10 protein-coding genes are annotated in these 11,060 nt (G+C 56.6%); 8 read left to right on the top strand and 2 right to left on the bottom strand.

Annotated features, from left to right (window positions below; genetic code table 11):
- Positions 1-111 precede the first annotated feature (111 nt).
- From ACFPOF_RS22405 to ACFPOF_RS22370, 8 genes are all read left to right on the top strand, one after another.
- Positions 112-1,209, top strand: a complete 1,098-nt coding sequence (locus ACFPOF_RS22405; RefSeq protein ID WP_378136792.1) for a CgeB family protein — start codon at positions 112-114, stop codon at positions 1,207-1,209.
- A gap of 38 nt (positions 1,210-1,247) precedes the next feature.
- Positions 1,248-2,372 (top strand): CgeB family protein, encoded by a 1,125-nt coding sequence (locus tag ACFPOF_RS22400; RefSeq protein WP_378136790.1) that lies wholly within the window; start codon positions 1,248-1,250, stop codon positions 2,370-2,372.
- Positions 2,373-2,468: 96 nt separating this feature from the next.
- The gene (locus tag ACFPOF_RS22395) at positions 2,469-4,019 is read left to right on the top strand and encodes a glycosyltransferase (protein WP_378136788.1); all 1,551 of its coding nucleotides are present in this window, start codon (positions 2,469-2,471) and stop codon (positions 4,017-4,019) included.
- 35 nt (positions 4,020-4,054) lie between these two features.
- On the top strand, positions 4,055-5,146 hold the full coding sequence (wecB, locus tag ACFPOF_RS22390) for a non-hydrolyzing UDP-N-acetylglucosamine 2-epimerase (protein WP_378136786.1): 1,092 nt from the start codon (positions 4,055-4,057) through the stop codon (positions 5,144-5,146).
- On the top strand, positions 5,139-6,122 hold the full coding sequence (locus tag ACFPOF_RS22385; RefSeq protein ID WP_378136784.1) for an SDR family NAD(P)-dependent oxidoreductase: 984 nt from the start codon (positions 5,139-5,141) through the stop codon (positions 6,120-6,122). Before wecB ends, ACFPOF_RS22385 begins: the two co-directional genes overlap by 8 nt.
- Positions 6,119-6,979, top strand: a complete 861-nt coding sequence (locus ACFPOF_RS22380) for an SDR family oxidoreductase (RefSeq protein ID WP_378136782.1) — start codon at positions 6,119-6,121, stop codon at positions 6,977-6,979. Before ACFPOF_RS22385 ends, ACFPOF_RS22380 begins: the two co-directional genes overlap by 4 nt.
- Entirely contained in the window at positions 6,976-7,935 is a 960-nt protein-coding gene (locus ACFPOF_RS22375; protein ID WP_378136780.1) for an NAD-dependent epimerase/dehydratase family protein, read from the top strand. The genes ACFPOF_RS22380 and ACFPOF_RS22375 overlap by 4 nt, the downstream gene beginning before the upstream one ends.
- A 5-nt stretch (positions 7,936-7,940) precedes the next feature.
- The gene (locus tag ACFPOF_RS22370; RefSeq protein ID WP_378136778.1) at positions 7,941-8,657 is read left to right on the top strand and encodes a glycosyltransferase family 2 protein; all 717 of its coding nucleotides are present in this window, start codon (positions 7,941-7,943) and stop codon (positions 8,655-8,657) included.
- A gap of 21 nt (positions 8,658-8,678) precedes the next feature.
- Here the strand turns inward: ACFPOF_RS22370 and ACFPOF_RS22365 are convergent, their stop codons facing one another.
- Positions 8,679-9,599 (bottom strand): RNA polymerase sigma-70 factor, encoded by a 921-nt coding sequence (locus ACFPOF_RS22365; protein ID WP_378136776.1) that lies wholly within the window; start codon positions 9,597-9,599, stop codon positions 8,679-8,681.
- Positions 9,600-9,624: 25 nt separating this feature from the next.
- Entirely contained in the window at positions 9,625-10,962 is a 1,338-nt protein-coding gene (locus ACFPOF_RS22360; RefSeq protein WP_378136774.1) for a phytoene desaturase family protein, read from the bottom strand.
- Between the last annotated feature and the right edge of the window lie 98 nt (positions 10,963-11,060).

Genomic DNA, 11,060 nt, shown 5'->3' with positions numbered 1-11,060 from the left:
TCGTTAGACGAGAGAACGGGCGCTTTTTGCCCGCCTAAATTCGCTTGCCGAACGGGTAAGCATCCAAGATCAACTATGCCCGGAAGCATATATTGATTGCGGGTGATGAGGATGCGGAAACAAGCTGCCATCGATGCGATGGAGCGCGGACGTGACGACGGCTTCCGAAGCGGCTGGTCGGACGGGTGGCGGGTAGGGGCATCGAAGGGAATCGAGGCGGCACTGCAGCCTCCCTCTCCGACACGTCGGCCGGCGCGTGTTCTGTACGTGCCGCAAGGGTTTGAGGCGATCGACCAAGGCGTCATCGCGGCGCTCCGCAATGTGGCTGCGGAAGTGCACGTGTCACCCGCTGCAGAAATGGTGAGTCAGGCGGAACGGCTTCGTCCGGACTTGGTGCTCGTCATGAACGGTTTGCACGTTTTTCCTGCGGATCATCTGGAGCAAATCGACGGCATTCGACGCCTTGCAATCCGAACGGCGATCTGGTTCGTGGACGATCCGTACGTGACGGACCATACGGTGCGTATCGCGCCGAGATACGATTACGTGTTCACCCATGAACGTTCGTGTGTCCAGCTATACCGATCGTCAGGCTGCTCGCAAGTGCACCATCTACCGCTCGCGGCCCATACCGAAACATTTATGCCGATGTATGTGCCCCAGCAGTATCGGAACGACATTTGTTTTATCGGTATGGCGTTCTGGAACAGGGTGGCACTTTTCGACGAGATCGCGCCTTATTTGCAAGACAAGAAAGTAATGATCGGCGGCAAATTGTGGGAGCGGATGGACAATTACGCTTCGATCAAACGATTCGTCCATGATGGCTGGATCGAGGTGCCGGAAACAGTCAAGTATTACAACGGCGCCAAAATCGTCATCAACATCCACCGGACGCCGGAGGCGGGCAAAGACAACTTAAATAGCATGAACTGGCATGCGGAGTCGATTAACCCGCGAACGTTCGAGATGGCGTCATGCGGGACGTTGCAGCTTACCGACATGAGAAACGAATTGCCTGAGTATTACAAGGTCGGCTCCGAGATTGCCGTCTTTCATAACGCCCAAAGTCTCATCGAACAGCTCGACTATTATTTGACGAACGAAGAAGAACGGCTACGCATGGCGATGAGGGGTTTCAAGCGCACGAAGAAAGACCATACGTTCGAAGAAAGGTTAGGGCGGCTGTTCGCGACCGTCGGATTGTAGGCGGGATGACAAACGCATCGCGCGCGGGAGGGATGACAATGCGCAACGCGGTAAGGCGAGCTTCCCGGAGGCGCAGAAATGCGAATTACGCGAGAGGCAGGAAAGAGGGTTATCCGCTCGGCTGGCAGGACGGTCACTGGCAAGGACGCTGCGAGTCGGTCATTCGCCGTGCATTGCCCGTTCCGGAGAAACGGAAAATTGGCGTCTTGTATGTCACTTCAGGCAAGGGCTACCCGTACAGCCCGATCGATCACGGCATAGTCAGCGCGCTTCACGCGACCGCTAGTCGAGTAACGGTCGTCACGCCGGATGCGGATATTGCCCGTGCGGCCGCCAAGTCGTCCCCGGATATGATGATTGCGCTAGACGGCATGCACTTGTCGGTCGACAAAGTCCAGCAAGTGAACCGGCTCGGCGTTCGAACGGCGATCTGGTTCACGGACGACCCGTACTACACGGACATTACGGCGGGAATCGCGCAAAATTATTTTCATGTTTTCACGCTGGAGCGCAATTGTCTCCCGTTCTATACGGAGAGAGGATGCACGCGTGTCTCGTATTTACCGCTTGGCGTCGATCCGGCCGCGTTCAGGCCGAGGAACACGCCGATCTCGACCAGGGGGGAAATTTGTTTCATCGGCACCGCCTACTGGAATCGCGTGGACCTGTTTAATCGGACGATCCCGCTTATCGCGCACCGCAACTTGCATATTTCGGGCATGTGGTGGGACCGGTTGGCGGAGTTCGAACGGTGGAGAAGCCTGATTGACCTCGGCGTGTGGATGGAGCCCGACGCGACTTCCGAGAGATACAACGCTAACCGCATCGTTATTAACGCACACCGCGCTCATGACGACGAGACGTTTAACCAGAACCGCGCATTGATCGCCGCTGTATCGCCCAACCCGCGAACGTTCGAGATTGCTGCTTCGGCGACGCTACAATTGACGGATATGCGTGACGATATCGTCCAGTTTTACGTGCCGGATCGGGAAATCGTAACGTACCTATCTCCGGAGGAGCTTGCGCATAAAGCCGAATATTATTTGGCTCACGAAGAAGAACGGCAACATATCGCTCTGAACGGCTTATATCGGACGATGAGAGACCACACGTACGTATCCCGGCTCAATCAACTGATGGATTTGACGATGAATGGTTAATCGCCGCGCCATGAAGAGCGCTCGCTCCATACATTGTACAACTCGGCAAATGGAGGTGACGGACATACCGATGCCCGGATTCGGATATGCCAGGCCATGAACGACGGAAATAAGCCCAAGCTGCTGTTGTTCTCGCACATCTGCAGCCCGGAATTCGTGACCGGCGCGGAAAAGCTGCTCCTCCTGTTTCTGCGTGAAATGGTTCATCGGTTCCACTGCGTGCTCGTTGTCCCGCAAGAGGGGGCGATCTCCGAGAAAGCGAAGGAGGCCGGCGCGAGAATTGTCGTGCTGGACATTCCCCTTTGCATTTCCATCTATACGGCATCCCCGACGATAACCGAAGAAATCGAAGCCATGAAGAATCATCCTTCCTGGGGTAGATTACACGGCTTGCTGGCTGAGGAGCGTCCCGATTGCGTTCTCGTTAATACAAGTGTTCATCCGCTCCCCGCGATCGCCGCCAAAGCAATGGGTTTTCCGGTCATGTGGTCGCTCATGGAGACAATTATGGACCGTCCGGGGCGTGCCGAGGCAGTGAACTTGGTTACCTCCTGCAGCGACAAAATCATCGGTATTTCGCACGCGACGCTCGAACCGATACTCGCTCATGTGCCGCAAGCCCCAACGTTTATGCTTCCTCCTTATCTGATCCGGGAAGAGTTGTTGCCCGGAAGCTGGGCATACCACCGGCTTCGTCTGCGCAAGCAATACGGCTGGGGCGAATACAACAGGGTCACTGGTTTTATGGCGGCGACGATCTATGCGAACAAAGGGCTTGAACAGTTCATTCGGGCGATGCTGCCGATCGCGCAGACGGATGTGAAGGCCAGATTCCTGATTGTCGGCAACTCGGCGGACGATGCGTATTACCGTAGCTGCCAGAAGCTCGTTGCGCAGTCCGGGTACGGGGATCGTTTCTTGTTTCTGCCGTTCGCGGAACAGATCCAGCACGCATTTCCCGTCATGGACGTCGTCGTCGTACCTTCGCTCGTGGCGGAGGGGTTCGGCATGACGGCACTAGAAGGGATGCTGTTCGGCAAAGGAGTCGTCGCGTTCGCTTCCGGGGGGCTTAAAGAAATATTGGCAGCAACCGGCAACGAGGAATATCTCGTTCCGACCGGGGATACCAACGTTCTGACCGAACGGGTATACCGACTGCTCAGCAACGATGGGCTGCTGCGGGCGGTCAGCGTGCGCAACGCGGCGACATCGCAGCATGTATTCGGCGTCGCCGCATTCCGGGCGAGGCTGAATGAACTGATGGAACAGCTGCCGGTCGCCAGCGGCGTCATTCGAAGCTCGGTCTGGCGCGGCAGCGGTCCGACGGTGTTCTTGATCGAGAACGGGGTGAAGCGACCGTTCGTCTCTGAGCTTTCATTCCTTCAAAGAGGTTATCTGTTCGAGCAAGTAAGCGTCGTGCCGGACGAAGAGCTTGCCGGGATACCGCTCGGGCCGAACATTCTCGAATTCGGCGCGGGGACCGGGAAATCCGGTCTGAGAAAACGTAGGCGCCGACGTATCTCTAAACGATCGGGAAGGGCGGCACGGGGCAAGAGACGGCAACGGGGCATGAAGCGCATGAAGCGCAGTGGCGGAAAGCACAAAGGAAAGGCGGCTTCGCGTCGCAAGAGCAAAGCTCAGAGATAGGCCGGCTCGGCGAACATTGGAGATGAGGTGACAGCTTGAGGGTCGTAACGATACTCGGAACTCGTCCGGAAATTATTCGCTTGAGTCTACTGATCAGCAAGCTGGACCGGCTGGCGGACCGCCATTTTCTGTTGCATACGGGACAAAATTTCTCTCCGGCGCTCAGCAACGTGTTTTTCGAGCAATTGGGCGTACGAGCGCCGGATCTCACGCTGGATGACCGCAGAATGACGATCGGCGGGCAACTGTCCGCGATGTTCGGCGCGGTCGAAGAGACGCTCGAACGGGAGAAGCCCGATCGTGTCGTCGTGCTTGGAGATACGAACAGCGCGCTCTGCGCGATCGTCGCGGAGCGGATGGGCATTCCGGTCGTGCACATGGAAGCGGGCAATCGATGCTTCGACCTTCGCGTGCCGGAAGAGAAAAACAGACGGATGATCGACGCCGTGTCGACGTTTAATTTGCCTTATACGGAGAACAGCAAGATGAACTTGCTTCGGGAAGGGTTCCCGGTACAGCGGATATTCCGTTCGGGCAATCCGATCTTCGAAGTGCTCTGCCATTACGAAGACCGTATTGAGAGCAACCCTGCGCTGGAGCGTCTAGGCCTCGAATCAGGCGCATATTTGCTCGCGACGATTCATCGCGCGGAGAACGTGGACGATCCGGAGGCGCTGGCAGACATTATGCAAGGTTTGAGCAGGACGGCGGAAGAGCATCGTCTGCCGCTTGTCTGCAGCGTTCATCCGCGCACGAAGTCCCGATTGACCGGCGATATCGTGGCGGATTTGCATCCGCTTGTGACGCTGCACGAACCGTTTGGATTTTTCGAATTCGTACGACTGGAGAAACACGCGAAGCTGACGTTGACGGACAGCGGAACGGTACAGGAGGAGTGCTGTATTTTCGGTGTGCCGACCGTGACGGTTCGTCAGACGACAGAGCGTCCGGAGACGGTCGATTGCGGCAGCAATGCTATATGCGGAACCGATTCCGACCGCATTGCGAACGCGGCTAAAGTGATGATGTCGCTTGGCGCGTCATGGGAACGTCCGGATGGATATTTGGATGCGAACGTATCCGACAAAGTAGCGAAATTCGTACTTGGAGGGAAAAAGGATGTTTAAAGACCGGCGTATTCTGGTTACCGGAGGAACCGGCTCCTGGGGGTATGAGCTTGTCAGGCAATTGCTGCCGGAGAGCCCTTCCGAGGTGATTGTGTTCTCCCGGAACGAATCGAGCCAGGTGGCGATGAGCCGCGCATTCGAGAATCCGCGGCTTACTTTCCGCATTGGCGACGTCCGCGACCGGGAGGCGCTATCTAAAGCGTGCAAAGGCGTCGATATCATATTCCACTTAGCGGCATTAAAACACGTTCCTGTCTGCGAGGATCAACCGTACGAGGCGCTCAAAACAAACGTTATCGGCACGCAGAACGTGATCGAGGCGGCCATTGAGAACAAGGTGGCTCGCGTGATTAATATTTCGACGGACAAGGCGGCGAACCCGTCCAACTTCTACGGCATGACGAAGGCGATCGGCGAGAAACTTATCGTGTACGCGAACTTGCTCCAGAGCGACACGAAGTTCGTCTGCGTGCGCGGGGGCAACGTGCTCGGCACGAACGGCAGCGTCGTTCACCTGTTCATGAACCAGATTCGCGAAAAAAGCCAGATCGGCTTGACCAATCGCGATATGACCCGGTTTTTCATGACGCTTGAGGACGCGATCCGGCTATTGTTCAAAGCTTCGGCCCAGAGCATTGGCGGAGAAATATTCGTTATGACGATGCCGACTTGCCGAATCGTGGATTTGGCCGAAGTGCTGATGGACGCCATGGGCAGGAAAGTCGAAATGGTCGAAACGGGTATTCGGCCGGGCGAGAAAATCCACGAGATTTTGCTGACGGAATACGAAAGTACGAGCACGATTGTGTACGACGAGCAGTATTTGGTCATTTTGCCGACGATCGACATTCCGGGTTTGAAAGAGCATTATGCGGCGTATCCGCCGGTCGACTTCGAAAGCTACTCCTCCAGTCAGTCGCTCATGGGCAAAGAGGAGATTCGGGCGATGCTGGAACGCGGAGGGTTTCTTCCATGAAAATCGTCGTGCTAGGCGGCAACGGAATGGCGGGCCACATGATCGCGGATTACTTGAAACGTTATGCGGGGCATGAAGTGATCGCGACGGTTCGCCCGCGCCAAGGTTCTTCGCCCAACGCGGAGAAAGCGGAAGGCGTGCGGGTCGTCGAGATGGACGCGCTGTCGTTCGAGGAGACGGGAGAATGTTTGGACGCCCTCGCCCCGGACATTATCGTAAATGCGGTCGGAATACTTAATCATCGCGCGGAGGAACGACCGCTTGACGCATACAAAGTAAACGGACTTCTTCCGCACTGGCTTAGACACCGCGCCGACCGGATCGGCGCAAGGCTGATTCATATTAGCTCCGATTGCGTATTTTCGGGCAATCGGGGCCATTACCGGGAAGACGATGCGCCGGACGGTACGTCCGTGTACGCAAGAAGCAAGGCATTGGGCGAAGTGAGAGACCGCCGTCACGCGACGATACGAACGTCGATCATCGGCCCCGACCGCAAGGCGGACGGCATCGGACTGATGCAGTGGTTTTTGTCCAGGGAAGGTGAAGTCGGAGGTTACACCCGCGTGCTCTGGAACGGCGTCACGACGCTGGAGTTGGCCAAAGCAACCGCATGGCTGATCGAGCATCCGCGCACGGGAGGGCTGTTGCACTTAACGGCGGCGGAGACAGTGTCGAAGTATGATTTGCTGCTGCTTATGCAAGAGCAGTTCGACAAAGGGAACGTCACCGTCGTGACGAATGACAACTTCGTCATCGACCGGACACTTGTCGCAACGCGTGCCGATTTCGTATACCAGGCGCCGGGGTACCGAGAAATGCTGCAGCAATTGCGGCAGTGGATGACGGAATCGTGACAAGGGGCGTTGTTGTAGTTACCGGCGCCGGGGGATTCACAGGCGCTCATGCATGCCGCGTATTCGCGGCCAAAGGCTGGGACGTGGTTGCGCTTGTGTCGCCGCGTGGGCTTAGGGCGGCGGAAGAAGCGGTGCGAAGCGCTTCCGGAAGCGACGGGGAAGAGCGGCAAGTTGTCGTCAAGGCTTGCGAGTTGACGGACGGCGAAGCGGTTGGACGGCTGATGAAGGCGATCAAACCGCAAGCGGTCGTCCATTTAGCCGGGCGCAATTCGGTCGAGCAGTCGTGGCGTGAGCCAGCGGCGGCACTGGCAGCGAACGTGCAGGCGACAGCAAACGTGCTCGAAGGAGCGCGATCAAGCGGGGACTGCCGCATTCTTGTTGCAGGCTCCATGATCAAGGCAGACCCTGCGCGGCTGGCGGAAGCACAGCATCCTTATGGCTTCAGCAAGGCGTTGCAGTCGCTCGCGGCGCATGCCTGGCACCGCTGGTACGGCTTGCCGGTTATGATCGCAGAGCCGTCGAACCTGATCGGCCCGGGCATTAGCGCGGGTCTATGCGGGAAGCTGGCGCGATGGGCTGTTGCTGCGGAAGAAATCGGCGCGGCATCGCATCCGCCGTTCCGCCTATCGTCTCTTGGTGAGACGAGGGATTTCCTGGACGTTAGAGATGCCGTCGATGCCTATTCCCTCTTGATCGATGGCGGGGAAGCAGGTGCGACCTATTCGATCGAATCGGGCGAGATGCGATCGCTCGGAGAAGTGAAAGAAGCGTTTGATGCCGAAGCGGTCGTGCAATTGCTCTGGGACATCGGGAACGCTCCGCGGGACGCTTCTCCCGAAAGACGCGATACGGCGCCGATTCGGGCGCTTGGTTGGCGGCCGCGTATCCCGTTCCGGCAATCGATTCGGGACGCGATGGCGGACGAACGCCACAGACGAAGCGGCGAGAGGGGATGAACGGAATGGATGGATACGTGTCGGTCGTCATTCCGTTCTACAACGATCCTTACGTTGGCGAAGCGATCGAAAGCGTATTGGCCCAAACCTATTCGCCGCTCGAAATCATCGTTGTCGACGACGGCTCCACGCGCGAGACGGATCGGCTCTTTCCGTATGAGGGGCTTGTGCGGATCGTGCGTCAATCGAACAAGGGAACGGCTGGCGCTCTGAATGCCGGCTTCCGCGCGGCTTCAGGTTCCTACATCGCTTGGCTCAGTTCGGACGATTATTTCCATCCGGACAAAATCCGCAATCAGCTTCGTTTTATGCAAGAGGCCGGGTATGCCATCAGCCACACGGCGTTCTGGCGAATGGACGAAAAAGGCGTCGTCGACAAACACCCGATCATCCTCGAAAATGCTTCTATGCTGCATTTTTACCGTTCGTTGCTTGTCAGCAACACAGTAAACGGGTGTACGGTGATGATGACAAAAGCGTTTTACTTGAGAATGGGCGGTTTTAACGAATTATTGCCGTATACGCATGATTACGATATGTGGCTTCGGATTGTGTTGGCCGGTTTTCCGATCGGTTATTTGAAGGAGCCGCTCACCGACTACCGCATTCATCCTGCGATGGGCACTGTCAAACATCGCGAAGCGATCGCTCAGGAAATTCATAGCGTGCAGGCGAGCTACGAATCGAGGCTTCGCAACTTGCTCAAGGCGCTTGAACGATAGTCGGTTAAACGGGTTGTTCAACTATTGCACGAGCAATAACTTATCCGGATTAACGACAATGTACACCGCGCTGATCACGCCGTCTTTCGCGTGAAAGGAGATGACGCTGCTTGCGCGGCCGTCTTCGTAAGTGACGATACCGGTACTGCCGTTGACTGTCGCAACCCGGAAAGAGAAGCCAGGCGAAGTTTTCTTCATCAAGCCATCGAAGAATTTCGCGATCCGTTCTGCGCCTGCGATCGGGCGGGTCGCCGCGCTTACTTTGCCGCCGCCGTCGGAGAATAGCGTCGCGTCCGTGGACAGCACATTCATCAGTTGGCCGAGATTGCCTGTCGACAGCGCTCCGATGAACTTGCCGACAAGATCGGCAAGTTGGTCTTCACGGCCCTCGGTGCGGGCCTCCTTAGGACGAAAATCTAGCACACTCGCGGTTTCAGCAGGCGAGTGATGCCCGATTGCGCGCTTGGCGCGGGAAAAAATTTGCCTGCAATTTGTCGCGCTTTTGCTTACAATGTCTGCGATTTCCTCGTATTCGTACTGCAGTGCTTCCCGGAGGAGAAAAACGATTCTCTCGGTGGCGGAAAGCTGCTGCAGCAGTAGAAGATACGCAATAGAGAGAGATTCGGTCTGCTCGTAAGAGCGATATGGATCTCCCTCCTGGGAAGAGGCTTCGACAATCGGTTCGGGGAGCCACGGTCCGACATACGCCTCGCGGCGACTACGCGCCGAACGCAGGCGGTCGAGGCAGCGGTTCGTCGCGATTTTACATAAGTAAGCTTTTACGTTATGCACTTCATCCGGCGATGCTGCGTTTAGCGAGATGAATGCTTCATGGGCGACGTCTTCCGCATCCGCGACGCTCCCAAGCATTCGATAGGCGAGCGTGAACAGCAACCGTTTATAGGATTTGTACAGTTGTTCGGAGAACAATGCTTCGTTCATGAGAATCACCTTTCTTGCACGTATTTCAGTGCCGGGACGACGCAAGCGCGCGTTCGGACGTTACGTCTCGGTCGCGATCTTTCAACAGTTGAGTGGAGGCCCTTCTCGCACTGGCCGCTGCAGCGTCCAAGAGCCATTCGCCGTGGCTCGCCCAATCTCCTGCCGCGTATAGGCCGCGGATTTCCGGTACGGCCGGTCCAGGCTTACGGTCTCTTCGTTCGATATGTGCAAAATCATAGCATACGGTCATCGCAGGAAGGCTCTGACGGGCGACGATTTCTTGCTGCCAATTCGGATGAAGCAGCGTCATCGTCCGCTCCAGTTCGCGCTCATCTTCCTTAGGATTGCCATCCCCCGCGATATTGTATTTCACAAGGTGTACGATCGTATCCCCGTTTGTACTTAGCTTCGCCGCATAGGAATTGTTCGTAAAAAATACCGGTCGGTCGAGTCCGATCGCGAAGTTTCTGCCGGAGACAGGCAGCTTGCGTAGAGCGATATCGAGACACGCCGCCATCGCTGGCCTCGCGTCTTCTTGCCAGCGCTTCAAGGCGGTTTGCTCGGCTCCCGGAACGATTCTAAACGTCTCTTTCGGGGGCAATGTGCTGACGACTTGCCGCGCGGAGATAGACGTTCCGTCGTTTAACGTAACTCCGCGAACCGAAGCTTCGTCAAGCTCAACCTCTGCGACGCCGCCTCCAGTGAGGATCGTCGCGCCCGAGCGTGTGGCGAGTTCACGCAGTTGCTCAACAATCGTTTGCCAACCGCCGTGTAAATAACGAACGCCGTTTTTTCGCAGGGAACGTTCAACTTGACGTAGCACGGGGCCGGCCAACTGGCGGTCGATATCCCGGTTGTAGGTCGCGGTTCGACTAAGCGCGTATAGCAAGTTGCGCGCCATCGGATCACGAATCTCCAGTTCCGCCCATTCCCTCCAACTGATGTCCGGCACGGCGTCCGCGTCGAGCTTGGGCAGCTTCATCATAAAACGGCCGACTTCCATTTTGCCGGACCACGATAGCAGCCTGGATGTGAGCAGCAATGCCGCATTGCCCGGTAAGGCAGGAAGCTTGTCGTTCCAAATACCGATTCCGCTTGTCGGAGGTGTTCCACCTTCAAGCTGCAACCCGAACTCCTGCAAAATCCGGTAAGCTTCCCCTTCGGTATACAGCGCGTGCGCCCCGAGGTTAAATCGCGCGCCGTTTTTGTCCACGGTCATCGCCCGCCCCCCCACAAGCTTCGATCTCTCCAGCACAACAACGGAGCAGCCCGCCTTCGCCAAATCGATTGCCGTAATCAGTCCAGCCGCTCCTCCCCCGATAACAGCAACGTCATAAGATAGAGCAAACTCTTTCTCATTCATCTGAAGTCCTCCTAAATGATGTTTTGCACACAAGACGAGGGAGGGGACGTTTTTGTGACAACACCAAACCTATGCTAGAATTTATACACCATGTTTAT

The sequence above is a fragment of the Cohnella soli genome, from assembly GCF_042655525.1.
In the GTDB taxonomy this organism is placed as follows: domain Bacteria; phylum Bacillota; class Bacilli; order Paenibacillales; family Paenibacillaceae; genus Cohnella; species Cohnella soli.
The sequence above is the reverse complement of the archived record's forward strand: the minus strand, read 5'-3'. Positions and strand labels throughout refer to the sequence as shown.